This window comes from Aminobacterium sp. UBA4987 (assembly GCF_002396985.1).
GTDB lineage: Bacteria > Synergistota > Synergistia > Synergistales > Aminobacteriaceae > Aminobacterium > Aminobacterium colombiense.
The window spans coordinates 286,131-309,899 of sequence record NZ_DGZF01000009.1 but is presented as its reverse complement, the minus strand read 5'-3'; the positions used below and the strand labels follow the sequence as shown (position 1 = coordinate 309,899).

General features: G+C 44.5%; 21 protein-coding genes, 1 tRNA gene and 1 other RNA gene. 11 read left to right on the top strand and 12 right to left on the bottom strand.

All coding sequences use genetic code 11. The features are described 5' to 3' along the window. Window positions 1–237 precede the first annotated feature (237 nt). Window positions 238–1,140: a permease gene (locus tag B2U56_RS05555; protein ID WP_286952713.1), complete on the bottom strand. Its 903-nt coding sequence runs from the start codon at window positions 1,138–1,140 to the stop codon at window positions 238–240. A 51-nt stretch (window positions 1,141–1,191) separates the two neighbouring features. Further along, window positions 1,192–1,662, bottom strand: a complete 471-nt coding sequence (locus tag B2U56_RS05550) for a MarR family winged helix-turn-helix transcriptional regulator (RefSeq protein ID WP_286952712.1) — start codon at window positions 1,660–1,662, stop codon at window positions 1,192–1,194. 388 nt (window positions 1,663–2,050) lie between these two features. Here B2U56_RS05550 and B2U56_RS05545 point away from each other — a divergent pair, with 388 nt between their 5' ends. The 6 genes from B2U56_RS05545 to B2U56_RS05520 all read left to right on the top strand — a co-directional run bounded on the left by B2U56_RS05545 (window position 2,051) and on the right by B2U56_RS05520 (window position 9,312). After that, window positions 2,051–4,438 carry a helicase HerA domain-containing protein gene (locus B2U56_RS05545; RefSeq protein WP_286952711.1) on the top strand — a complete coding sequence of 796 codons (2,388 nt, stop codon included), beginning with the start codon at window positions 2,051–2,053 and terminating at the stop codon, window positions 4,436–4,438. A gap of 25 nt (window positions 4,439–4,463) precedes the next feature. Then, on the top strand, window positions 4,464–5,633 hold the full coding sequence (locus tag B2U56_RS05540; RefSeq protein WP_286952710.1) for an FprA family A-type flavoprotein: 1,170 nt from the start codon (window positions 4,464–4,466) through the stop codon (window positions 5,631–5,633). Window positions 5,634–5,729: 96 nt separating this feature from the next. Continuing rightward, complete coding sequence (locus tag B2U56_RS05535; RefSeq protein WP_013048714.1) at window positions 5,730–6,086, top strand: DUF488 domain-containing protein; 357 nt, start codon at window positions 5,730–5,732, stop codon at window positions 6,084–6,086. A 259-nt stretch (window positions 6,087–6,345) separates the two neighbouring features. Then, window positions 6,346–7,782, top strand: coding sequence for an ECF transporter S component (locus B2U56_RS05530; RefSeq protein ID WP_286952709.1), 1,437 nt, complete (start codon window positions 6,346–6,348; stop codon window positions 7,780–7,782). Further along, complete coding sequence (locus tag B2U56_RS05525) at window positions 7,772–8,488, top strand: OmpA/MotB family protein (RefSeq protein ID WP_286952708.1); 717 nt, start codon at window positions 7,772–7,774, stop codon at window positions 8,486–8,488. The genes B2U56_RS05530 and B2U56_RS05525 overlap by 11 nt, the downstream gene beginning before the upstream one ends. Next, window positions 8,485–9,312 (top strand): HNH endonuclease signature motif containing protein, encoded by an 828-nt coding sequence (locus B2U56_RS05520; protein ID WP_286952707.1) that lies wholly within the window; start codon window positions 8,485–8,487, stop codon window positions 9,310–9,312. Before B2U56_RS05525 ends, B2U56_RS05520 begins: the two co-directional genes overlap by 4 nt. A gap of 124 nt (window positions 9,313–9,436) precedes the next feature. Here B2U56_RS05520 and B2U56_RS05515 read toward each other — a convergent pair whose 3' ends face one another. The 5 genes from B2U56_RS05515 to dctP all read right to left on the bottom strand — a co-directional run bounded on the left by B2U56_RS05515 (window position 9,437) and on the right by dctP (window position 14,556). Then, window positions 9,437–10,585 carry an MFS transporter gene (locus tag B2U56_RS05515; protein ID WP_286952706.1) on the bottom strand — a complete coding sequence of 383 codons (1,149 nt, stop codon included), beginning with the start codon at window positions 10,583–10,585 and terminating at the stop codon, window positions 9,437–9,439. A gap of 372 nt (window positions 10,586–10,957) precedes the next feature. Further along, a complete protein-coding gene (locus B2U56_RS05510; protein ID WP_286952705.1) occupies window positions 10,958–11,692 on the bottom strand; it encodes a M15 family metallopeptidase in 735 nt (244 codons plus the stop codon). Between the two features lie 11 nt (window positions 11,693–11,703). Next, window positions 11,704–12,993 carry a TRAP transporter large permease gene (locus B2U56_RS05505; RefSeq protein WP_286952704.1) on the bottom strand — a complete coding sequence of 430 codons (1,290 nt, stop codon included), beginning with the start codon at window positions 12,991–12,993 and terminating at the stop codon, window positions 11,704–11,706. A gap of 1 nt (window position 12,994) precedes the next feature. Then, window positions 12,995–13,519 carry a TRAP transporter small permease gene (locus B2U56_RS05500; RefSeq protein WP_286952703.1) on the bottom strand — a complete coding sequence of 175 codons (525 nt, stop codon included), beginning with the start codon at window positions 13,517–13,519 and terminating at the stop codon, window positions 12,995–12,997. A gap of 8 nt (window positions 13,520–13,527) precedes the next feature. Next, a complete protein-coding gene (gene dctP, locus B2U56_RS05495) occupies window positions 13,528–14,556 on the bottom strand; it encodes a TRAP transporter substrate-binding protein DctP (RefSeq protein WP_286952702.1) in 1,029 nt (342 codons plus the stop codon). A gap of 768 nt (window positions 14,557–15,324) precedes the next feature. On the opposite strand from dctP, the gene B2U56_RS05490 reads away from it, so the two are divergent. Next, on the top strand, window positions 15,325–16,605 hold the full coding sequence (locus B2U56_RS05490; protein WP_286952701.1) for a C45 family autoproteolytic acyltransferase/hydolase: 1,281 nt from the start codon (window positions 15,325–15,327) through the stop codon (window positions 16,603–16,605). 224 nt (window positions 16,606–16,829) lie between these two features. Here B2U56_RS05490 and B2U56_RS05485 read toward each other — a convergent pair whose 3' ends face one another. Continuing rightward, window positions 16,830–17,573, bottom strand: coding sequence for an SPL family radical SAM protein (locus B2U56_RS05485; RefSeq protein WP_286952700.1), 744 nt, complete (start codon window positions 17,571–17,573; stop codon window positions 16,830–16,832). 549 nt (window positions 17,574–18,122) lie between these two features. Here B2U56_RS05485 and B2U56_RS05480 point away from each other — a divergent pair. Genes B2U56_RS05480 through B2U56_RS05465 form a run of 4 tightly spaced genes read left to right on the top strand, consistent with a single transcriptional unit; the run spans window position 18,123 to window position 21,793 of the window. Beyond that, window positions 18,123–18,731: a TetR/AcrR family transcriptional regulator gene (locus B2U56_RS05480; protein WP_286952699.1), complete on the top strand. Its 609-nt coding sequence runs from the start codon at window positions 18,123–18,125 to the stop codon at window positions 18,729–18,731. Next, window positions 18,728–19,879, top strand: coding sequence for an efflux RND transporter periplasmic adaptor subunit (locus B2U56_RS05475; RefSeq protein WP_286952698.1), 1,152 nt, complete (start codon window positions 18,728–18,730; stop codon window positions 19,877–19,879). The genes B2U56_RS05480 and B2U56_RS05475 overlap by 4 nt, the downstream gene beginning before the upstream one ends. Next, window positions 19,876–21,081 (top strand): ABC transporter permease, encoded by a 1,206-nt coding sequence (locus B2U56_RS05470; protein WP_286952697.1) that lies wholly within the window; start codon window positions 19,876–19,878, stop codon window positions 21,079–21,081. The genes B2U56_RS05475 and B2U56_RS05470 overlap by 4 nt, the downstream gene beginning before the upstream one ends. 1 nt (window position 21,082) lies before the next feature. Then, entirely contained in the window at window positions 21,083–21,793 is a 711-nt protein-coding gene (locus B2U56_RS05465) for an ABC transporter ATP-binding protein (protein WP_213691882.1), read from the top strand. Between the two features lie 169 nt (window positions 21,794–21,962). Here the strand turns inward: B2U56_RS05465 and ssrA are convergent. From ssrA to B2U56_RS05445, 4 genes are all read right to left on the bottom strand, one after another. Then, window positions 21,963–22,314, bottom strand: a transfer-messenger RNA (tmRNA) gene (gene ssrA / locus B2U56_RS05460). After that, entirely contained in the window at window positions 22,315–22,776 is a 462-nt protein-coding gene (gene smpB / locus B2U56_RS05455; RefSeq protein ID WP_013048730.1) for an SsrA-binding protein SmpB, read from the bottom strand. A 124-nt stretch (window positions 22,777–22,900) separates the two neighbouring features. Beyond that, window positions 22,901–22,978: transfer RNA gene (locus B2U56_RS05450), tRNA-Pro, on the bottom strand. Window positions 22,979–23,020: 42 nt separating this feature from the next. Further along, window positions 23,021–23,665 carry a hypothetical protein gene (locus B2U56_RS05445; RefSeq protein WP_286952696.1) on the bottom strand — a complete coding sequence of 215 codons (645 nt, stop codon included), beginning with the start codon at window positions 23,663–23,665 and terminating at the stop codon, window positions 23,021–23,023. Window positions 23,666–23,769: the final 104 nt, after the last annotated feature.

Genomic DNA, 23,769 nt, shown 5'->3' with positions numbered 1-23,769 from the left:
GCAGTACTGAGCAGGCAACTACTTGGTCAGGGTAGCGCAAAGTAAAGAGCGTTCCGCAAAAGGTCGTTTGGCTTCCTCAACAGGCATGATCATTTGTGCGACGATTCTCCAATTCTCCTCTTTCATAAAAATCAGGTGCATCAAAATAACAATGATCACACTGGAAATAACAGCTCCGTCAGCTTGCCATAGAATTGGCCTGTATCTTCAGTCTGGCCCTCTCTCCCCCATACCCTATTAAAGTATTGTGTTAAATACATATCCGCCTACAACAGCTGTAGCCCATATGACAACAACGATTGCGCAGACCAAACGCTTTTTGAAGATGCTCCCGAGCATGACCATTTCGGGTATAGCCATGCCAGCGCCGCCAATGATCAAAGCAATAACTGCTCCCATACTCATACCTTTTTGAGACAACGCCAACCCAATCGGAATAGCTGTTTCTGCCCGGATATAAAGTGGAACACCAATAGTGGCCGCAATTGGAATTGCAAACGGATTATCAGGCCCGGCCATCTTTGTTACGAAATCTTGGGGAATGTATCCGTAAATTACTGCACCAATGCCGACACCAATGAGAAGGTAAATAAGGACAGCTCTGAAATCACCCCAGGCAGAAATAAATGAAGCCTTTAATTTTTTCGAAAAATCCATTGGAACATTTTCAGACTCGTTATTAGCACCACAGCAGTTAGATTTGATCCTCACCATTTTCACATATTGTGCCCCCCCTATTTTTTCAAGGAAAACACCGAAGAAAATCGATCCGAAAAAGGTGACGGAGAAATAAATCAAGCAAGCCTTTATTCCCATAAGCAGCCAGACCATGCTGATAATGATTGGATTCAGCAGAGGCGAAGCGATGACAAATGACATAACCGGCCCAAAAGGTGCCCCGGCGTTCAGCAAACCTAGTGTCATTGGTATGGTTGAGCAAGAACAAAAAGGGGTTAGTGAGCCAACAACAGCGCCCAGAAAATTACCCCATATCCCGCGACGAGCGAGCCACTGCTTGAGTTTATCTTGCGGCATATACATTAATATTAGCGCAACAAGCGTACTGATTCCTATAAATAGAACAACCAGCTCTGCGGTAATAATCAAAAAAAATTGAATGGTGCTAACAAAATTGTTCATCCTGAAATCCTCCTTGACATCGTTAACTATGTCAACGATAAAGCCCCCAATTTAGCCCTTCAGCGCTTTTGCCATTGCAGTAAGCATTTCAACTATATCAACCAAGGAATGCCCCGACATCTTAGAAACAAGAGCATGGAATTGTTCCATATAGCGCAAATTAGCGGATAACAAGACCTGTTCTCCTGACCTTGTTATTTCCACACAGCAGACCCTTGCATCTTTATGCGATTTAACTTTTTCGACATATCCTTTTTTTTCGAGCCGATTCACAATCCTAGTTGCACCACTTTTTGTAAAACCAAGTGAATAACCGACATCTTGCACGGGGCAATTCGGTGAGGAAGCAACTTTATCTAATGCTATGAACTCCGGCATTGTAAGGTTTTCACAGCATTCGCCATTCAATCCTTTGGGGCCAAAATGCCACGCAAGTTCAATTAATGATCTGCTTATATCCGAAATCGCGGTTTGCTTCATATAGCCTCCAAAATTACCATGGATTAATTGCAGCAAAGCCATTCTTGACGCTTTCTGCAATATTAAGCGGTATTATAAATCAATTAGTTGACATCGTCAACTATATTTTCAAAGTTTTTTGTTCCCCTGGCTGGCGGTAAAATATGCCCTCAATATTATGCCCCAAAGGGGGGGTAGGGAGGTATTCATATCTTTACTTCGGCCATCGGTGGTTCACTCCTTCGGTTGGGTTTGGTTTGGTGACTTTACTTTAACTGAAAACCGATAGCTTTTTCTAACCTTTTATTCCACCCCATTTTAGCTCAGAGAAATTTACAGTATTATAATCGTTCAAACCTTGTTAACTAATATAAATATGGTACTTTGTAATAAATATTAGAGAAATAGATTATAGTAGTGCATAGACATTGGAGTAACAGGAGGGATGATGATGGAAAACTTCGAACTCATGGGCAAATTCTATCTGGGGAAAGAAATAGAACCCCAAAGTGGTAAAGTGAGCGATAATTTAGTGCTTTATGATTCAAAGGACCTGACAACCCATGGAATGATCATAGGGATGACAGGCAGCGGAAAGACCGGCCTTGGCATAGCTCTTCTGGAAGAAGCCCTCATGGATAACATTCCCGTAATAGCCATCGACCCCAAAGGGGACATTACCAACCTCCTTCTATCATTTCCAGAACAGCGGTCAGAAGATTTTCTGCCATGGATCAACATAGAAAATGCGACTGCAGAAGGTTTTCCCCCTTCTGAATATGCTGCCAGGGAGGCAGAAAAATGGAAAAAGGGCCTTGCCGGGTGGGGAATAGACGGTGACAGAATAAAAAAGATGAGGGAATCTGTCAGCTTCAGCATTTATACTCCGGGAAGCAATTCTGGCATAAAAGTAAACGTGCTCGGGTCTTTCAGATGCCCCTCTGAAAAAATCATCAACGATCATGACCTTTTTTTAGAAAAGGTTCAAAACACTACATCCACACTCCTCTCTCTTCTAAACATTGAATCTGACCCCCTCTCCGGAAGGGAACACCTTCTCATATCAAAGATATTTGAGCAAAGCTGGAGAGACAGCAAAGATGTAGATTTGCCAATGATCATAAATGGAATTCAGACCCCTCCTTTTGCCCAAATTGGAGTTATGCCCACAGACACCTTTTACCCCCCAAGCGAGCGATTCAAACTGGCACTTGCTCTGAACCAGATATTGGCGTCCCCAGCCTTTAACCAATGGATGACCGGAGTTCCCCTTGAAATAGGCAGCTTCCTTCACTCTCCCGAAGGGAAGCCCCGGGCCTCGATATTTACAGTTTCACACCTCTCTGACAACGAAAGAATGTTCTTTATTTCCATGGTCCTCAACGAAATAGTCGGGTGGATGCGAACTCAGACCGGAACCCCAAGCCTTCGAGCCATTCTTTACATTGATGAGGTATTTGGGTATATGCCTCCCGTAAAAGAACCACCTTCAAAAAAACCTCTCATCACCCTGCTCAAGCAAGCTAGGGCCTTCGGTATCGGAGTGGTTTTAGCTACCCAGAACCCCGTGGATCTGGATTACAAAGGACTTTCAAACATAGGAACCTGGTTTATAGGGCGCCTTCAGACCCAGCGAGATAAAGACCGCGTACTCGAAGGGTTGGAGCGGCTCGAAAATGCGTCAGGGTATGACCGCCAATTTCTCGACAAGGCCATAACGGGTTTGAAAAAAAGAGAGTTCCTCCTCAACAATGTTCACGAAAACAGCCCTTCTATTTTTACTTCACGATGGGCCATGTCATATCTCAGAGGGCCGCTCACCCGGGAGCAGATATCTTCTATTATGGAAGAAAGAAAAGAAGAACCCCATGTTGAAGGGGCCAAACCGGCCATGGAAAGAACCAGAGGCGTAAAAGGATACACCTCCCCTGTTAAACCGGCCATCTCACCTGATGTCAATGAATTCTTTGTTGATCTTCCTGTCACATCCGATTCCTGGGCATATAAACCCTTTATCGTAGGTAGCGGTGACATTTACTATTCGAACCCAAAACTGGGCATTGAAGAAAGAATCGCCTGCCTATTGGGGGCAGAAGCCCCACACAATACCCTTGAACCAAACTGGGAGAACGCCCTTGAACTTGATGAGGGGGATCTTTGCAGAGAGGGCAACGAGCAATTGAAGTTTCTTGAGCTTCCGGCAGCTATGGCTAATCCCAGCAATTATAAAAAGTGGGAAAAAGCCTTTCAACGATGGATACGTCAGAATAAACCTCTTGTAATCTTCAAAAATCAGTCTTTGAAACTAGCCGGTTCACCCGGAGAAGGCAGAGGGGATTTTGAAATACGGGTTGAGGAAGCCCTGAGAGAAAAAAGGGATATGGGAATTGAAAAACTAAGAAAAAAATATGACAGTAAAATGGCGACCCTCCAAAAACAGCTCATGGCGGCAGAACAAGCCATTGCAAGAGAAAGCGAACAGGCCAAGAACAGAAACATCGATACTGTCATATCCTTTGGCTCAGCCATTGCAAGCGCTCTGCTCGGCAGAAAAAGCCTTACTGCCACTTCCACTTATAGAATGGGCTCCGCCCTTTCAAAAGCGGGCAAGCTCAAAAAAGAAAAGATGGACATAGCAAGAGCCGAAGAAAAAACCCAATTCATACAAGAACAATTAGCCGCTCTTGAAGCAAGTTTGAATGAAGAAATAGAGAAACTTACAGAAAGCATGGAGAAATACAGGGAGGCAACCCAGGAACATCTTGTCCGTCCCCAAAGCACCAATATTAACATCAAGGTCTTTGGGCTCGCCTGGGTTCCTGTGGAAATAGAAAACTGAGAAAAGAGAAAGGGAGGCAGTGCCTATGAAGCCGAGGAACATAAGCGACAGAGTTCAATGGATGGGAGCAATTGACTGGAACAGAAGACTTTTCGATTCTCTAATCCCCCTTCCCGACGGAACCAGTTATAACGTCTACTTTGTTCAGGGGTCTGAAAAGACAGCCCTAATCGACACAGTAGACCCTGCCAAAGTAGATATTCTGCTTGAACAGCTGAAGGATATTCCCCATATTGACTATCTTATATCCCATCATGCCGAGCAGGACCATTCTGGATCCATTCCTGTGATTCTTGAAAAATACCCTGAGGCAAAACTGGTCTGTTCACAGAAAGCCAAAGAGTTGCTCATCGATCACCTATGCGTTGCCGAAGAAAGAATCAAAATCGTTGAAGATGGCGAAACCCTATCACTGGGAGACCGCAACCTGACCTTTATTTACACCCCCTGGGTCCATTGGCCTGAAACCATGGTTACATACCTGAAGGAGGAAAAGATTCTTTTTACCTGCGACTTCTTCGGATCCCATCTTGCGACATCAGACCTCTACGCAGGGGACGACCCCTATGTGTGCGAGGCTGCAAAACGCTACTATGCGGAGATTATGATGCCCTTCCGCACAATAATCAGAAAAAACATGGAAAAGATCGAGAATCTCGACTTTGAGCTTATCGCCCCTAGCCACGGCCCAATCTACGATAAGCCCCAATGCATCCTCGACCATTATCGCGACTGGATTTCTGACAAGGTCTCTAACAAAGTGGTAATCCCCTACATCTCTATGCATGGAAGCACAGAGAGAATGGTGGATTACCTTGTAAGCTCTCTAGCGGAGCGGGGTATCAAAGTTGAGAAATTCGAGTTGTCCTCAACGGATATTGGCAAGCTTGCCATGGCCCTGGTGGACGCTGCCACCATCGTAATCGGAACGCCGACAGTGCACTACGGGCCTCATCCTGTAGTCTTCTCTGTAACCCAGCTCGCCAACGCATTAAAACCAAAGGTTAAATATGCGGCTATTATCGGTTCCTACGGCTGGGGAACCAAAGCGGTGGAACAGATCGCCGGATTAATTCCGAACCTGAAGGTAGAAGTGCTCGACACCATCATGTGCAAAGGCTTCCCACGGGAAGAAGACCTGAAAGCATTAGATACCCTTGCCGACAAAATAAAGGAGAAACACTCACAGCTATAGGCACCTGCTTGCAAAACAGCGCATAGATAGAGGCCGCATGAACCAGTGGTGCGGCCTCCTTTTTAAAGCAAGCACTTCAAAACCAGGAGGAAGAACATGGTTATATCGCTGAAAAGAATCTATGAAGAGCCTGATGTCAATGATGGATACCGCATTCTTGTGGATCGCCTGTGGCCCAGAGGCCTATCAAAAGAAAAGGCAAAAGTGGATGAATGGATGAAGGAAGTCGCCCCATCTAACAGCCTTCGCAAGGCTTTCCACAGCGGAGACCTTAGCTGGGAGGATTTTGAAAAGCAATACATAGAAGAGCTAGAAAACCAGCATGACACCCTTCGTGCCCTTGTAATTCGCGCAAAATCTGAAAAAGTAACCCTGCTCTACAGCTCAAAAAACAATGAACAAAACAACGCAACTGTGTTGAAAGAGTATGTGGAGCGGATGAGCATGAAATAAAAGAAAAACCTTGTCCAATGGCGTACTCTTCGAGGGCTGCAAAAATTAAACATGGCATGATAAACCATAACCAAGTTGCAAGCTATAAACTTGCAGTGTTTTTTATTAAATGATATAAACATTCATATAAAAGACTAAATTTTATTATCACTCCTACACCAACTAGTTGGTTATTGGCAAGCTAAGGTAAATCTGATTTTTTATGAGTTCCGCTTTGGAGAAAATACAATAATATTTTACGAAAAGAGCTGAATTCGTAATGATAGAAAACGTTTTAACTCCTATGTCCTCATTAATTCTCGACGGCCTTTGGGGAACACCGATCTCTCGTTTTTTCACCATAGCTATTCTTTCAATAGCTATTCTTTTCCCTATTTTAGCGCTAACTCCTACTTTTAGAAAAAATTCTACATCGTTTATCTTTGACCACGTCCCTGTTCTTCTAACCACTATTGGTCTTTTCGGAACATTTGTAGGCATTGCCGTTGGCCTTGCAAATTTTGATGTTGGCAATATAGACCAAAGCATACCGCAATTGTTAAATGGGATGAAACTTGCTTTCTGGACAAGCATTCTCGGAATGGCTTGTTCTCTCGCTTATAAAATAGTTCAAGTTTTTTACGGCTCTTTTAGAAATAACAATGACTACAAAAATGTTACTTCTTACGATATTTTTTTAATAATGCAAAAACAGGAAGAGATTCTCTCCAGCATAAAAAAAAGCATTAACGAAACGGAAGATGATTCTCTCGCTTCACAAATGAATCATTTCAAAATTGAAATTCAGAAGAATATTAAAGAAGGAAATGAAACTATTGAACTTTATTTTTTAGATGTACTAAAACAATTTGGAGAATTTTCTAACAATATGACCCAAAAAAACACCGAAGCCATCATAGGCGCCCTTAAAAAAGTTATACGTGATTTTAATACAAAAATAAATGAACAGTTCGGAGATAATTTTAAAGAACTAAATCATGCTGTCAGAGCTATGCTTAAATGGCAGGAAAATTACAAGGAGCACATCGAAAGACTTGAAGCCCGCTTTCAAGATACATATGAAAAAATCTACTCCATTTCCGTTGTTATGGAAAGAATTAGTGAATCCACTAATACTATCCCTGAAGCTATAGATTCCCTGACTGAACTGTTGAACGCTCTTGAAGTTGAACTTGAAAAAGCTTCAGAGTTACTTAAAGGATTCGCAGCTTTGAGACAGGAAGCAGAAAATGTCTTCCCTACAATAAAACGAGGCATAGAAGATTTGACCATAGATTTTTCTACAAGCGTACTTGAGAGTAGTGAAAAGACTGGAGACATTGTAAAAAAACAGAAAGAGATATTTCATGATCTTTCTAAACGATACACAGAGTTTGCCCTCCATCATGAAAACCTAATGCAAGAAGCTGTTGAAAAGTTTAAAACTATATTCTCAGACACATTTCTTCATGTAGGAGATGAACTGAAAACACAATTCATTTGTTTTGATGAAATGATGGAAAATGAAATGAGAAATGCCATCGTAAATCTCGGGCGTAATATGACTTCAATTGCTCAAAAACTGGTCGATGATAACTCTAAAGTGATAGAGCAGTATAAAGTGATTGAGCAATATTCTGAAATCACAAAAAATCTTTCCTGTCTCTTGGTGGAAGCAACTGAAAAATCCAAGGAGGAGATAATGAGTGAAAATTGATAAGTTATTCAACGTTAGCCAAGCAGAAAAACAGGGAACTCAATGGATCTCTATTTCGGATATGATGTCTGGACTTATGATTATTTTCTTATTCCTTGCTGTCGCCTACATGAAAGACATCGAACAAGAAAAATATAAAGTAGAACAGGTTGCCATTCTTTGGGATATAACACAGGAATCTCTTTATAACGACCTAAATAGAGAATTCAAAAATGACCTTCAAAAATGGCAGGCTGAAATCGATAAAAAATTGCTTTCTGTCCGATTTAAAGAACCTTCTGTTTTTTTCCTTTCTGGAAGTTCAGAAATTTCTCCTGGATTTAAAAAAATTCTAGATGATTTTTTCCCTCGCTATCTTAATGTTCTACGCTCCTATCGGAATAATGTCACTGAGGTGCGTATCGAGGGGCATACATCCTCTGAATGGGAAGGTGCTTCAGAACCACTAGAAGCCTATTTTAAGAACATGGAACTTTCGCAGGACAGAACACGATCTGTACTTCAATATTGTCTTTCGATAAAGAGCACGCAAGATGATTTTGAATGGGCAAAAAAAAATCTAACAGCTAATGGTCTCTCTTCGAGCAAGCCCATTATGAAAATAAATGGGGACGAAAATCCAGCGCTTTCTAGAAGAGTGGAATTCAGGGTCTGCACCGATGCTGAATCAAGAATAATTTCAATTCTTCAAGGTATAAAACAATGAAACTAGATATTTCTTTCCCCGAGCTTGATACAATACGAAAAAAGATTGGCGCACCTTTAATCAATTGGAATCCGGAACCCAGTATAAACTTACCCGAAGCTATATTCGAGATTTCCTTTGAAAATAATGAAAATGGCGATTTAATTTTAAAAAAACTTTTTGAGAACCCGCGGAAAATGGCTTCTATAAATGGAAATCTAGCTTTAATATATATCCCCGAAGTTAGAAAAGAATATATTGAAAGTCGCAAATTTCATTTTATGGAGTGTTCGCATATTCAAAAAATGCGTGACCAGGGGCGATATGAACAATATATCGCTACTAACAGGCTAACTGGGGAATTTAAAATGGCCATTATTTCCAGTGAGCAACGATATGAAGAAGTCATTCCACTAAGAGTTTGTCGTTGCTGCCTCCAAAGCTTTAATTATCGAGGATATAAATATGCCGCAAAGGAACAGCGAGATTATATTTATGATACTTTTAACATTCAAGACTTTTTAAAAGAGACCTCATCATACTTTTCAGCACTCCCCAAACGACGTGACTTCAATATGCAAATGAATACATATCCCACCAATTGGAAAGACATATCCTACGTCTACAGAGATAGCGTAAGATGGAAATGTGAAAAATGTGGCGTTTCTCTTTTGCAACATCATGAATTACTTGAAGTACATCATCTTGATAGGGTGAAAAATAATTGTAACGTAGAAAACCTCGAAGCTCTTTGTAAAATATGCCACAGTGACATACATCGTAATAAAATAGTTACAAAAGAAGAGAAAGAGTTAATCAAACACCTCCGAACGACAATTGCTTAACCCGGTAGTGTCAATATTCTTTCGCATATTTGTTTTTAGACCCAAGATCTTGCAGTCCACCGGAAGGGGGATTTTTTCTTTTTCTCATACTCTCATGGCAAGATTGACTGGCTTTCCTAACGGACTAAAGAGCCTTCTTTTGGAAAAGGATTTTAAGGAGAACAAAGATCGCACTGACAATTGTTGTAATGGCAACAAAGAGGTAAAGGAATCGAGTGGAGGGATTCTGGAAGAGAGTTCCTACACATTTCTGGAAAATGGGAGCCAAAAATTGCCCCAAATAGATGGTGGCCGATACGATGGCAGTAGCTCTGATGGAATATTCCGAAGGCACTCCCTGAGTGGCCTTGTAAAAGAATATGGGATATATGGAACGGTTAGAAAATCCTATAAGTGATGCCCCGATAAAAACCATGCCTATGAATGTGGAAAAGTAAAGGAATAAAAATCCGGCGCTTATTATGAACAGCATGACTGGCATAAAGAATCTTCCCGTAATTTTAAGGGTTCTTGGCAAAACAAAGCCCGACATGGCGCCAAAAAGGGTTGTAAATGCTATGGCAAAGCCAGCCATTCTAGAATCACCCAATCCATTGTTTTTAAGAAACAGGGCCATGGTAGGTGTTATAACAAAAAACAGAATACTGAAGAGAAGCATTATAAAAGCTACCTTGTAAACATGGGTAGGGAATTTCCCAGATGCCGATGTTGCCTTCTGTGATTTCCCGTGATCATCTGGAAGGGCTCGAAGTATTAAGAAGAAGACCGGCAATCCACATAGATAGATCAAAAAAGGGAGTCTCCATGATACAAGGGCTAGGTAACCGGAAATGGTAAGGGCAAACATACCTCCTATCATATTTAGGGATGTGGATAGTCCAAGCATTTTCTGCCTTTCTCCCTCATCAAAAAAATCTGCTATCAGAGAAGTCGAAAATGGAACAAGCATTCCAAGACCGATACCCAACATCAGGCGCAGTGTTAAAAGAACATATATGTTGCTTACCGCTCCGCCTAAAATTCCTGACACGGTAAAGGTAAGCAACCCGGCAAGAAGTACTTTTTTTCTTGAAAATCTTTCTGCAAGCCATATGGCTGCAAGAAGAGAGGGAACAATGGCAAAAGCATGAAGAACAACCACGAGTTGAACGAGAAAGATCTCTGCTGAAGAGAAATAGGCTGCCATCTCTGCAAGGGCAGGCGAAACTGCCGAGGTGGAAACGATAGTAAGAAGAGACAGTGAAAGAATTGCATATTTCAGCATTTGTGTCATTTTATCTTCCAATCCCCAGGGAAATATGTTTACATCTGATTCCAGAAAACAAGATCCATTTCATTCTAACAGATAATAGAGATTAGAAATTGCGATTTATTAACTTGTTTCCTGAACTGTGATGTTGCACTTGGTTGTTAAAAATTGATACAACCGGAATCTAAAGACATTGCCACTTCAAAAAGGGCTAAATTGAACAGATTACGTAACATCCAAGTTCGGGGGAGAAAAAAACATGTAACAGCATTACAAAAAAGTCCTCCTTCAGTTGCGTTCGCAAAACTGAAGGAGGAAAAACATGTAGGGCTATTAAGCCTTTATAGTAAAAGTTTTCTCCAGAACTGATACCAATATTTACTTCTACGACAAAAATTATGGGGTTCTCCACGCAAATCGCGGGGAAGCTGGCCCGTAAATTGCGTTTTTTGCCCCAGTAATCAACGCCCAAACCTGATTGCCATAGTCGAAATGCCACCATTCCTCTGGATAGTTTGTAAAACCTGCCTTCTCCATAACCGCGTGTAGCATTCGCCGATTGCGCAATATAACCTGTTCTCTTTCTGAAAGAGTTTCACCGGCTTCGAGGCGATCTTCCAACCATCGGGATTTTGAGCGATCAGATGTTTCGTCAAAGTCAGCTCCCATGTCGAGCATTATGCCGTTCTCATCAGCGATAGTACAATCCACTGCTCCACCTGTAAGGTGGGGAGAAGGGCGTGCTGGGTCCTTCGACGGAAGTGCCACGAATTTTGAAGCCTTTTCCTGCAAGGTTTCCTCTGAGGCATCTGGATATTCAGAGCGAAGTCTTTCTACATAGGCAAAAAAGAGGCCTTTCTGGAGCTTGACGGGCCTCCAGCCATCGAAAAGGACGAGCCGATAACCTGTTGGCAGATTTCTGGCAGCCGATACTAATCTTCGAAAAACTTCTTCACGAAGATAGGCCTCAGGGAGTGCTCCTTTGATGCCCTCAAGGTAATACTGCTGCAACACAACAACACAGTCAGGGCAGAGACCTACAGGGACAACTGGCTCCCCATTTTCCACTATAGGAACGGTATATGCTTTGGCAAAGGAAAAATCAAACTGCGAAATAGGTTTATCATACACAACTTTCCCTCCTAAAGACCAAGCAGCCGCGGTATGAAGGTCGTAATCGGCGGAAATGTGATGATTATTAACAACACAAGCATGGAAACACCGATGAAGGGCCAGATGTGAATAAACACATCCGAGAGTTTAACGCGACCAATAGCGGCAACAATATAATTGCATGCTCCCATGGGAGGCGTTATCAGCGCTATCGTTACATTGAGCGTCATCACCACTCCAAAATGAAGGGGATCTATTCCAGCCTTTATCGCTAGCGGAGCGAAAATTGGCGTCAGCAGCGACAATGTAGAAACTTCCTCCATGAACATGCCGATGGGGAAGATTATGGCTGAGAACACGACCATTAGCAGAAAAGGACTCTGAACAAGTCCGCTCTGGGTAAGGAATGTGGCAAAGCGCTGGGGCACCTGATCCCACTTAAGGAGCCATCCGATAACAGTTGCTGCACCCATAATGAGGAAGATGGAACTTGTTAACCGGGCAGTTTCATAAAGCGATTCCCAAATACCCTTCAAGGTTAACCCTCGGGTAAAGAAAACCCCTACAACAAGGCAATATGCGACAGCTAATGCTCCAGACTCAGTGGGCGTCACTATGCCAGTCACTATTCCACCGATAATAATGACGGGGGCTAAAATGGCGCAAAAGGATCTTTTGAGTGTTGCCCTAGCATTGGCGCGAATCGCCTTAGAATCCAGTATTGGCATATTGTTCTTACGGGAGTAGAAATAGTTCATGACCATAAAGGCTGCTCCCAAAAGAAGCCCAGGGAGAACACCAGCCGCAAAAAGTCCGCCAATGGAAGTATTGGTCATTGAGGCGTAGATAATCATGAAAACGCTCGGCGGGATAATCGGACCTATGAGCGAGCTGCCAGCTGTCAACCCTGCAGCATATGGAGGAGAAAAACCATCCTTGATCATAGCCGGTATAAGAAGCGTTCCTAGCGCGGAGGCATCAGCTGCCGCCGAACCATTTACACCAGCTAAAACTATTCCTGCTACAACATTAACGTAGCCTAACCCTCCACGGACAGACCCCACAAGTAGTCGGCTAAATTCCATCAGGCGATCCGTCAATCCCGATTTATTCATCAGAATGCCTGTAAGAACAAAGAATGGTATGGCCATCAAAGCAAAGGAGTCCATGCCTCCATAGAATTGTTGTGCAAGCACACGGATCAAAGACCAGTCTCCTAAGGCTATTATGCCGGTAAGTGCTGTGGTAACCAAGGCTAAATACAATGGCAACCCCGAAAACATTAATATGAAGAAAGAACCCAGCATTATCAAACTCATATTATAGGGAGACCTCCTTCTCAGCATCCTCGCACATATGCGATGAAGCAAAGGAAAGATGCTTAAATACAACAGCTATAAGCAAGAAGAAAAAACCTACGGGAATCGATAGGAGCGGGTAGGTTTTGGGGATATTGAGGGCCATGGTTTTCATGTGTGACATACCCATGGCATTTTGGTAGCTAAGGTACATTAAAAGACACAGCATCCCCACTGTTATAAGAAAAAGCAATCGCGACATTACTTTCTGCAATGCTAATGGCAACTTTTTGGTAACAAAATCAATCGTCATGTGGTCACCGTGCAAAAAGGCACCACATGCACCTAGCATAACCAGCCATAAGAGCGAAAAACGCGCCACTTCCTCAGTCCATATCATGGAACTTCCAGTAATATATCGTTGGAATATACCAAACAGAATATCCGTGATCGTAAGAGTGAGGAACGCCACAGCGCCCCAGGCGCTGAGGCGTTCCAGTCTTGAGATCCAAACGGATACCCCTGGTTTCTGGGTAAAATCCGTCATGAAATTTATTACTCCTTTGCTTTTTCGTTGGCAACCTTCGCACTCTCAAGGGCGAGGTCTATCCACTCCTTGCTCATCTTGTCACTTAGCCACTTCGCAAAAGCGGGCTGGCCTATGTTACGGAAAGAATCCATTTCTTCAGGGTTAGGAGCATAAGCTTTCATCCCTTTATCTACAAGGAACTGGACATAAGATGCATCCTGCTCTTCCATGGCCACCCTGTTCAGCGCATTCGCCTTTTTAGCGGCTTCAGTGATAATTTCTCTGACTTCGGGGGAAAATCCGTTCCACATATCGCCATTTGCAACGAGGAACTGGTCAGAATACTGGATATTTGCGAGAGTGAGGTAATTCTGAACTTCAAAGAGGCTTCCCATCTTAATGTACACTGCTGGGTTCATTTGTCCGTCAACCACGCCAGTTTTGAGTGCCATGTATATTTCAGTCCATGGAATCGGCGTACCGCTGGCACCAAAGGCCTCGAAAAGCGCAACCTGTCCCTCATCCATGCCGCGGAACTTCAGATTCTTAAAGTCTTCTGCTCTCTTGATTTCTTTTTTATTGTTCGTGAAAGCAAGGAATCCGCCTTCTTCAACCGCTTCAAGCAAAACAATGCTGCTTCTCTTCTGGAATTCTTCTTTGGCCTTTGCCCAATATTCGCCCTCGTCAAAGAAGTAATGAGCGGCCTTATAACTATCGAACATAAAGGGGACAGCCGACGCATAAATCTCAGGGAAAACGGGGGCAACACCAGCAAAGGACGCAAGGTTGAACAGTGGCTGATTCATCCCCTGTTTGGACATAAGTTCAATTCGTTCTTCTTCGTTTCCAAGCTGGCTATCAGGGAAGAGTTTTAGAGTAATTTCTCCCTTTGTTCCTTCTTCGACAAATTTCTTAAAATTGACAGCGTAAAGGTGCAGACCGTTGTTCTCGGCATCTGCGGGACCTGTATAGGCCATTTTAATTTCCGTTGCCGCAAAAGCCATTCCACATGTCAACATAACGATACTAAGTGCTAATACAAAAAGCCGTTTCATATTTACCACTCCTCTACATTATGATAATGAAATTTTGCAGATTACCTGGCTCCTGACACAGAGCTAATCTGCTACCAAGGTACGAAAAGCCTATGAATACTTGGCTCTGAGCAAAACTACCAACAGAAAAGCCTTCTTGAAGCCTTCTTGAAGCCTTCTTGAAGCTTTCTAGAAAATCACCAGACTTTTGCGGATGCCGAATAAGCAAATGAGCCCAAATAAAGAATAACAGCAACCAACAATTCATATGACAGAGAAAAAGCACAGCCTTACTGAACAAGTTTGCCCTATTAAGCTTGGCACAAAAAGGCACTTCAAGTCTCTCGTTATAAATTACTTATGGGGCGTTCTTGTTCGGAAAGACCACAACCCAAAATCCATGCGCTAAATACTTTTTCATAATGTAACTCTTCTTCTCTCAGTGCAGACGCAACGTTTTTCCCATAGCCTATACAATTTCTATTTCTATTTTTAGCAGATTAGCCGCATCACATCTGGAATACTAACACAAAAAAGCACAATATTTGTGTTAATATAAACAACAAATAAAATTTATGCAACTAAATTTAACCACACTATTTTTACAAAAGGAACAATATCTTCAAAAGAAGAAGCGCACTTTTTATGCGTTACTATCAAAGCTAGATGCTTTTTGTGTATCAAGGTGCCGTTGCCAAAAGAAAATTATTATGAATTTATGCCTGACAGCGGTAGTTCAGCGAGATGGTCAATTAAGATTACTTACTACTTGAAAGGGAGGCATTATTTATGAACACTCGCATTTCCATGATACGGCGCGTAATATTCTGTATCCTGCTTTTTTCTTTTGTATTGATGGACGCCTTCACACCACTGCACACTTTTTTACCCCCAGCCTATGGGGGGGAAGCCTCTCAAAATAAAGAAGCGCTTATTTTCATCGATGAGTTTGAGGGGGGGCGGGCATACGTGACTGAAACCGGTCGCTATTCCGTTCTCCAACTGAACGGGTCGTGGCATCAGATGGGGCGCCAGTACGGCGCTCTGGTTTTCAAGAATTTGCAGGAATTTCACCATTCCATCGTAGCCGACATGGAGAAAAGAGGCCTCTGCAAGAAACAGATCTCTGGCATTTACGAAATATATTCAGGATACTCACTGCCCATGAAGGAGCTCTTAGCGGGCATGGCTGAAACATCAGGGCTTACTTTGGAAGAACATATACTGCTTGATGGATCTTTTTATACGTTGCCGGAATTCGAATTCATGAACCTCCCAGGCCAAAACGAGAATAGGGCATGCAGCGGCATTGCAGTTTCATCACCCAGAACCGCAGACGGCAAACTGTACTTCGCCCGTAACTGGGACATGACCCCCGATGCCATGCGACCATATCTCAAACACCTTGCCTGTGTGGTGTTTAATCCTGAGGAGGGCCAGAGTTTTGCCAATATCCGACCAATCGGGCAGGTGTACGTTGAAACAGCATTTAACGAGTCAGGAGTATTTGTAGAAATGAACAATGGCGGGGCATCTGATCCAGGCATAAATCCTGATGGTACCTTTGTTGTTACGAAACTTTTCGACCTGATTCATGAGAACGGTACGCTGGAAGCAATGGTCCGGGGGTTGCAAGAGGCTAAACTTGACCAGTCTTCCATCATTCAGGTGGCCGATAAACAAAGGGCCGTATCTGTAGAGATTCCCACTTTTGGATTCCGCGTGCTTGAACAGCAAAATGGTGCCCTCTACGCGCTGAACAACTTTGCCCGCCCAACTCCCCTCGAATGGAAAGGGTGGGTTGTGGAGATTCCCGATGGACAGTACGACGATCGACAATTGAATCTGGACCGCTTGTTCGCTTCCCCCCAATGGCAATCGGGTGTTACCCTCGACATGGTCAAAGATATGATGAACAAAAAGATTGAAGACGGAGGAGCGGCACTCTATATGCCGCCTTTCGGTACGGTCATCCAGGTAATCACAGTTCCCGAAGACATGGTCGTGTACTTCCGAAGCTACGGATATTCCAATTGGGGAAAGGTTGATCTATCGAAGTTGTTTGAATGATGTGAGCAGTAACGTCTGACCAACCTGTTCCTCGACAAAATGCAGCCCTCGAAGAAAAGGCAAAAGAACTTATCGGCGCGGACAGATATGAAAGAACTGAAGACCGAAAATTTTAGATAGCAAATTTAAATAATTTGAAGATGGTCACCCATGTTCATTTGTAATATCGCAGTCATAGATCTGAAACCACACACTGTAAACGTATCTTGCCCGTTGCACAGCTTTTAGAACACTACCGAGCACTCAATACCCAAACGAAAGCAATCAGACCTGATCTGCTGGCTTACCCGGGTGAAATATTCCTCTGTCATATACTCTTCTAAACCATATTTCTTATAGACAAAGTCTGCATAGTGGTAGTTCATACGATCCACCAAAATGTAATCAACAGTCCCAGTCAGCAGGTTAATCAGTTTTTCCGCACCCGGAAGAAGTGGAGCAATCATCGCATAGGTCCGGATTCCCTGCCGATGTAATTCTACAAGAGCGTTTATTCGCTCAGGTATAGACGGCGCAGCTGGTTCAAACAATTTTCTTATACAGTCATCTGCGGTCGTTATGGAGAACCCTACTTCTATATTTTTTGCTCCTCTGAGGATGTCCATATCCCTGAGGACCAATGGAGAGCGGGTCTGAATCACTACAGGCCAGTCTTCGCGAACCAATATCTGCAAACATTGCCTCGTGAGCTTGTATCTTCTCTCTAAGGGCTGATATGGGTCACAGACGCCACTAATCCAGACTGTCGCCTTCTTTTTCTTACATATCTCTTTCTGCAGCAACTCTGCAGCATTAACCTTCACATCAACAAACGCACCCCAAGGTTCATTGTGACCAGTGAACTTTTTCATATACCGGGCGTAGCAGTAGGTGCAGGCATGCTGACAACCGACATAGGGGTTGATGACATAGGGGTAGATTTTTGAGGCTGAAAGAATGCTCTTGGCTTGTATTTCCCGAATAATCATGAAAGCCTCCTTATTTGCATAGGTTCTGCGCTGCTGGCAGGTAATCTGCGTCAAGGTATTCCATGCCCTTACAATCCATATTGCCCCACTCACCGTTTGCAAAAGTCACCTAACAAAAAACCGCTATTGCAAAGATTATCGCACGACCTTGATCAACGACAGAGCTCTATCTGGTGAGACGAGGGGATTTGAGAAAGCTGAATCAAAAAACAACCACACAACACCAGAATAAACTCAATAATATTGCCATAAACCTCGACTGAAAGTCCACATATCGACACCAACTCTTGAAGCCACGCTCCTACAATAAACGGTACAATCTCACCAAAACCGAAAGTTTTGCTTGGGGAAGCAAAAGCGAAAGGCTATACTCCGTGCTCAAAATGCTATCCCGCTGACTGAAAGAAATGGAGATGAGTTGAAGACTAAAAGTGCAGAGCGGGTTGTAAAGAAGACCACCCTTTAGCATTAATAGTTTAAAAAAACGGTTGACAAATCACTTCTTATGGTAAAAGATAGTAATTGATTACTTTCTTTGTGGAGGTTTATATGAGTTCATCAAACAAATATCTTTCTAAAGAGAAACGAAGAGCGATGACGGTAGAAGCAGTAGTCGAGTTGGCTGGGGAACAGAATCCGAGCGAAATTACCACAGCTGCCATAGCCAACCGCATGGGATTGACTCAGGGTGCTCTTTTTCGCCATTTTCCAAACAAGGATGCTATCTTGCAAGCAGTTATGGAATGGGTAGCCGAACGGTTAATGTCTCGCATCGAAAAGGCGGTAGACGCAAAATCCTCCCCTCTTGGCGCACTTGAAAGCATGTTTATGGCGCATGTAGGTTTTATAACAGAGCATCCCGGTATTCCACGTATGTTATTTAGTGAATTGCAACGTTCTGAAGAAACTGCCCCTAAGCAGATGGCACAAACACTCACTCTGCGTTATAAAGAGCGCCTCAATCATTTGTTTGAACAAGGAAAAAACTGTGGCGAGCTTGACGAAAAGCTTGATAGCGAAGCTGCGGCTACTCTCTTCATAGGCTCTATTCAAGGATTGGTCATGCAATCGTTGATAGCTGGAGATGTGAGCCATATGCGCCGCAATGCTCCGAAAGTTTTTGCCATCTACCAGCGGGGCATAAGGAGTGCACTATGAAAAGATTGCCTATCAAAATACGTACACTGGCACTGATATCTATACTTGTGCCTCTGTTTGCGCTTTTTGTCTATGTAGCCTTTCGCTCGGGGCCACTTGCTCCTGTATCAATTGTGTTGACCACAGTCGAGAATAAAAGCCTTTCACCAGCACTATTCGGCATCGGAACCATTGAGGCTCGTTACACTTACAAGATTGGCCCAACGTTTGCGGGCCGGGTCAAAAGTTTGGATGTACACGTAGGTGAGCATGTGAAGGCGGGGCAAGTGCTTGGCGAAATGGATCCGGTAGATCTTGATGGACGTATCAAGGCTCAAGATGCCACTCTGAAGCGAGCGAATGCTCAAATAAGAGAGGCGCAGGTGCGTAAGAATTATGCGAAGACACAAGCTTTACGTTACGAGCAGTTACTTAAAGCGGGTTACACCAGTGAAGAGGTGGCAGACGCTAAACGACAAGAACTGTTGGTTGCGGAAGCAACGCTGACTGGGGCACGTGAGGAGCTATCTCGTGTACGTTCCGAGCGAGAGGCATTAGAGGCGCAGCGCAGCAATTTGTCTCTGATTGCACCAGTTGACGGATTGATCGTATCACGTGATGCCGATCCTGGAACCACCGTAGTTGCTGGCCAGGCTGTCGTAGAACTGATCGACCCGTACTCACTGTGGGTCAATGTCCGCTTCGATCAAATTCGAGCGCGTGGTCTCGCCGCCGGTTTATCAGCCCAGATCAGGTTACGTTCCCAGGCGGGAGAAATGCAGACAGGGCGTGTTCTGCGAGTCGAACCATTGGCAGACGTAGTTACTGAGGAAGTATTGGCCAAAGTTGTATTTGATCAAATTCCTGATCCGATGCCACCAATTGGTGAACTGGCCGAGGTCACGATTACCCTGCCAACGCTTGCGGCAGCGCCAGTTATCTCTAATGCCGCTATCCATCACATTGATGGCAGATTGGGCGTGTGGCAGGTTATAGATGGTGATCTTCGCTTTACACCAGTTTCACTAGGGATCGCTGATTTGGAGGGCCGCGTACAGGTACGAGAAGGACTCAAAATTGGCGACCAGGTAGTGATCTACAGCGAAAACCCATTGAATGAACACAGCCGAATTCACATTGTTGACCATATTCCAGGGGTGACACAATGATCAATTTGGCAGGTCGCGACATTATGCACTCCTGGGGAAAGTTCGTCTTTACCGCCATGGGGCTTGGCCTGCTGATCGGCGTTACTCTATCCATGGCTGGCATCTATCGCGGCATGGTGGATGACGCTAAGGTACTACTCGACAACAGCGGTGCTGATCTCTGGGTGGTACAAAAGGACACGCTTGGTCCTTACGCTGAATCATCAAGCATCTACGATGACACCTGGCGCGGGATACGAGGCATGCAGGGCGTGGATCAGACAGCGAACATCACCTACCTCACCATGCAAGTACGCAAAGAAGCAAGAGATGTACGCGTCATGGTTACCGGCATCGCACCCGGAGAACCAGGAACACCAGGCTGGCCGCCTTATCTCGTAGCAGGACGTCAGATCACCCGGAGCCATTACGAGGCCGTTGCCGATATCGCCTCGGGATTTAAACTTGGTGAACACATCCAGATTCGACGTAACCAATACACCGTGATTGGACTGACTAGAAGGATGGTTTCTTCCAATGGTGATCCCATGGTGTTTATTCCGCTTAAAGATGCTCAGGAAGCCCAGTTTCTAAAGAATAACGATGCCATACGAGAACAGCGCCGACGAACAGCTGAAAACCCAGCTTTCAACCAGCCCGGAGTGCCTGCTTTGCTTGATGCGGTTATTGCCTCGCAAAGCATTAACCCTTACGTCAACGCTATTTTGGTGCGGGTTGAAACAGGTCATGACCCAGAAGAAGTCGCTGAATCGATCCGCCGCTGGAAGCGCTTGACGGTCTACACTCGCAGTCAGATGGAGGAAATTCTTGTCGGCAAGCTGATCGCCACCTCATCAAAGCAAATTGCGATGTTTCTTGTGATCCTTTCGATTGTGAGTTCGGTTATTGTCGCCTTCATCATCTACACGCTGACACTTGGCAAAATAAGGGAAATCGCCGTGTTAAAACTGATCGGCACAAAAAATCGCACCATTGTCGGTTTGATTGTACAACAGTCTATTGCTTTGGGCTTGATCGGTTTCGTGGTTGGGAAGATCTCGGCGACTCTGTTGATGGCACCTATTTTTCCCAAATATGTGCTGCTGGAGCCTCTCGACTCAGTTCTTGGTTTTATCGCCGTGATTATGATCTGCGTCATGTCGAGCATTATAGCCATTCGTGTCGCTCTTAAGGTCGATCCAGCCGAAGCCATAGGAGGTTAATATGACTGGTAAAGGCATTCGCATCTCAGGGTTGAGAAAACGCTATGGAAGCGGCGATACTGCTGTTGACGCTTTGAAGATGGTAAACATGCACGTTGCGCCGGGGGAAGTCGTTGGGCTGATTGGACCTTCAGGTTCTGGCAAGAGTACGTTGCTTAAATGCTTAGGTGCTGTGATAGAGCCGACTGCTGGGCAAATGATGCTCGGAGATGACATTATTTATCACGATGGCTGGAAGGTCAAAGATCTTCGCGCGCTACGTCGTGACCATATCGGCTTTGTATTTCAAGCGCCGTATCTGATCCCTTTCCTAGATGTTACCGACAACGTCGCTCTGCTGCCTATGCTGGCGGGGAAACCTAACGCCGAAGCGCGTCAACAAGCAATAGAATTGTTAAAAGCGCTTGATGTGGAGCACCGCGCCAAGGCTATGCCATCTCAACTCTCTGGTGGCGAACAACAACGAGTGGCCATTGCACGCGGTTTGGTCAATCGTCCTCCGGTAATATTGGCCGATGAACCGACTGCCCCCCTTGATAGTGAGCGTGCGCTGGCGGTCATCAGAATCTTGAACGATATGGCCCAAAGGTTCGAGACTGCTGTTATTGTCGTTACCCACGATGAAAAAATAATCCCCACCTTTAAACGTATTTATCATATCCGTGACGGAGTAACCTATGAAGAGGAAGGTCAAGGGCGCAGCTTTGAGTGAAAGCTTCTCTGTAGCAGGCGATTTTAAAAAACGTCCGGTGAAGGCGGCACCGTACGATAGCCTAAGACAATCGTTAAAAGCGGCCACAAGCTAGGGCCAAAATTTATGAAGAAAGAAAACCCGCCTACCCAGAGAATTACTCTGGAGAGACGGGTTTGTCTTTTATAATTGGTGGAGGCGCGGGGACTTGAACCCCGGTCCGACAAGGGCCAGCCGTGGAAGCTCTACGAGTGTAGTTCCTGTTTTAGTGTCGGATGCAGCCCCCCAGGAACAGGATGCCGCGCTCCCTAGCCCCTTTATCTTTCTCACAGAGCCAGAGGCACTCTCTGCGAGGCATTCACCTAATTATGACGCCTGTCAGCAGACCGGTGACTAATCTACTGAAGACGTGGCTGAACTAAGCAGCCAGTGCGTAATTATTATTGTTGACGTTTATTGTTGTTCCGCCGTTTAACGAGGTTGCGGAGTCCTCGACCCGCTCTTCCAGACCCTCCATCTTGCCGTCGAAACCAGTCGCCCCCCTATTCTCTATCTTCTCGCCGCAAGGCTCTCGCCATAGATCGTTTTGCATCTCGCTCCGCTATGGTGTCCCGCTTGTCGTGTTCTGCCTTTCCCTTTACCAGTGCCAGCTCTATTTTTGCATGCTGACCGTTTTTTATATAGATGGAAAGCGGCACGAGGGTTAAGCCTTTTTCGCGAATTTTGCTGTTCAGTCGTATTATCTCTGCTTTATGAACAAGAAGCTTTCGATCCCTTTCTGGTTCGTGGTTATAATAGCTTCCCTTCTCATAAGGGGAAATATGTACGCCAATAAGCCACATTTCGCCATTTCGAATGAGAGCGAAGCTGTCTTTTAAATTGACCTTGCCGGCTCTCACCGACTTTATCTCTGTACCAGTGAGTACAATGCCGCACTCAAAGGTGTCAAGTATAAAGTAATCATGCCTGGCTTTTCTATTCACTGCGACTTTATCTATAGCCAAATTATTTCCCTCCAAGGCTGATTTTAGCAGAATAGTCAGCATTAGTCAATTTGCTTTTTTGTCCCTTAACTGGTGGTTATAATAAAAAAATCCTGGCCAAAAAAGCCAGGATCATTCTTCTATATGGTCGGGGCGAGAGGATTCGAACCTCCGACCTCCTGGTCCCGAACCAGGCGCGCTTACCAGGCTGCGCTACGCCCCGAACGGCGAGATTGTATCACGCCCCAAAGAGGTCGTCAAACCCCTAATGAGCTCTGTCGTCCTCTCCGCCAGAGCTGTTGCCATTTGATGTTTCCTGGGAGCCCTTGCGTAAGTTACGCCAATTTAAGCGACCGCCGGGATTTGTGCTGTCTCCCACTGGAATCTCTGTCCAGCCCCATGGAGTCACCATAATAAACCTGAAGACCACGCCCTGCCCGAAGAGGGTCTTGATATGGGCAGAATAGCGCAGCAGGTCGGAAAGCATATAGCTGTCGCAGACAAGCCATACACGTTGGCACACGTCCCGGCCAAAGAGAGATGCGTAATCGATGGCCATGCGAATGCCATCCTCAAATTGCGCTGGACCAAGGGCAAGCACAATGGCATCGTCATGCCCCTTAGGTTTGTGAATCGATGGGATGACATCGACAAATTCTTCGGCCCACTCAAGGCGAGAGAAGAGGTTATCCATATCCACCTCAAAAGGCTCCTCAAGATAGGGCATCAATATTTCTCTTTCATTGTCTCTTAATTCTTCTCCTGCCAGTATGTCTTCCATCCAAGACTGGACATCTGTTATAAATTTCAGCAGATAGGTGGGATATCCCTTTCCAGACATGGCCACAAGTACATCCCTTACTGTCCACTGATCTTGTTCCCTTTTGTTTTCGCCGTTAGGCTTGGTCATTCCCCTACCTCCAAAGTACCCTTTGCATATTGTTGATGAACAGCATAACATAAAGTGTGTAGGTTTACACGATTTATATTACAATAAACTTTGACAAATAAAAG

Excerpts from the sequence above, each read along its gene's own strand:
- B2U56_RS05555 (WP_286952713.1), bottom strand. The coding sequence starts at position 1,140 with ATGAACAATTTTGTTAGCACCATTCAATTTTTTTTGATTATTACCGCA.
- B2U56_RS05550 (WP_286952712.1), bottom strand. The coding sequence starts at position 1,662 with ATGGCTTTGCTGCAATTAATCCATGGTAATTTTGGAGGCTATATGAAG.
- B2U56_RS05545 (WP_286952711.1), top strand. The coding sequence starts at position 2,051 with ATGGAAAACTTCGAACTCATGGGCAAATTCTATCTGGGGAAAGAAATA.
- B2U56_RS05540 (WP_286952710.1), top strand. The coding sequence starts at position 4,464 with ATGAAGCCGAGGAACATAAGCGACAGAGTTCAATGGATGGGAGCAATT.
- B2U56_RS05535 (WP_013048714.1), top strand. The coding sequence starts at position 5,730 with ATGGTTATATCGCTGAAAAGAATCTATGAAGAGCCTGATGTCAATGAT.
- B2U56_RS05530 (WP_286952709.1), top strand. The coding sequence starts at position 6,346 with ATGATAGAAAACGTTTTAACTCCTATGTCCTCATTAATTCTCGACGGC.
- B2U56_RS05520 (WP_286952707.1), top strand. The coding sequence starts at position 8,485 with ATGAAACTAGATATTTCTTTCCCCGAGCTTGATACAATACGAAAAAAG.
- B2U56_RS05515 (WP_286952706.1), bottom strand. The coding sequence starts at position 10,585 with ATGACACAAATGCTGAAATATGCAATTCTTTCACTGTCTCTTCTTACT.
- B2U56_RS05505 (WP_286952704.1), bottom strand. The coding sequence starts at position 12,993 with ATGAGTTTGATAATGCTGGGTTCTTTCTTCATATTAATGTTTTCGGGG.
- B2U56_RS05500 (WP_286952703.1), bottom strand. The coding sequence starts at position 13,519 with ATGACGGATTTTACCCAGAAACCAGGGGTATCCGTTTGGATCTCAAGA.
- dctP (WP_286952702.1), bottom strand. The coding sequence starts at position 14,556 with ATGAAACGGCTTTTTGTATTAGCACTTAGTATCGTTATGTTGACATGT.
- B2U56_RS05490 (WP_286952701.1), top strand. The coding sequence starts at position 15,325 with ATGAACACTCGCATTTCCATGATACGGCGCGTAATATTCTGTATCCTG.
- B2U56_RS05485 (WP_286952700.1), bottom strand. The coding sequence starts at position 17,573 with ATGATTATTCGGGAAATACAAGCCAAGAGCATTCTTTCAGCCTCAAAA.
- B2U56_RS05480 (WP_286952699.1), top strand. The coding sequence starts at position 18,123 with ATGAGTTCATCAAACAAATATCTTTCTAAAGAGAAACGAAGAGCGATG.
- B2U56_RS05475 (WP_286952698.1), top strand. The coding sequence starts at position 18,728 with ATGAAAAGATTGCCTATCAAAATACGTACACTGGCACTGATATCTATA.
- B2U56_RS05470 (WP_286952697.1), top strand. The coding sequence starts at position 19,876 with ATGATCAATTTGGCAGGTCGCGACATTATGCACTCCTGGGGAAAGTTC.
- B2U56_RS05465 (WP_213691882.1), top strand. The coding sequence starts at position 21,083 with ATGACTGGTAAAGGCATTCGCATCTCAGGGTTGAGAAAACGCTATGGA.
- B2U56_RS05445 (WP_286952696.1), bottom strand. The coding sequence starts at position 23,665 with ATGACCAAGCCTAACGGCGAAAACAAAAGGGAACAAGATCAGTGGACA.